The sequence below is a fragment of the Staphylococcus sp. HMSC077D08 genome, assembly GCF_001837945.1.
Lineage (GTDB): Bacteria > Bacillota > Bacilli > Staphylococcales > Staphylococcaceae > Staphylococcus > Staphylococcus epidermidis.
The window spans coordinates 1-482 of sequence record NZ_KV834760.1; the positions used below are offsets into that span (position 1 = coordinate 1).

A 482-nucleotide genomic window follows, 5' to 3' on the forward strand; every position below is an offset into this window, starting at 1 on the left:
GTCCCTTTACCAATGGGTATCACAATACCTTCAGGGTCTAAATCGGGAAATAAAAATTGTGTTGTTTTTTTATTAATATTACCAATTTGAATTAGCACATTGAGTTGCTCTCTAACGGAAACAGGAATTGTTTGATGATCAAATCGTTGAGATACCAGTAATAAATGGACTTTGGTTGCACGACCCAATAAAGCAATTTGTGATAGTAACGAAAAAAACGCATCTTTAATGGCTTTATTGACACCTTCAGCTAAAGCAAGCACTTCATCAATTACAATGGTAAGGTGCTCAAATTGATAGTCTGGATCGTCGTAAAGAATGGTTTGGCGCTGTTGAATAATTTGAAGACAATGACTTAAGTTTTCATTAATCTCAGATAAAAAATCAGATTTAGATCGATTTTGATGTGGATGAATGACAGCAATATCATGGATACGTGCCCAGCGGCTTGGTGTATCAAACTTAGGGTCAACAATAATGAG

Annotated in this window: 1 pseudogene; it reads right to left on the reverse strand. The window is 35.5% G+C overall.

The annotated features are described in order from the left end of the window. Positions 1-482, reverse strand: a pseudogene (locus HMPREF2663_RS04555) (cell division protein FtsK); the annotation flags it as partial.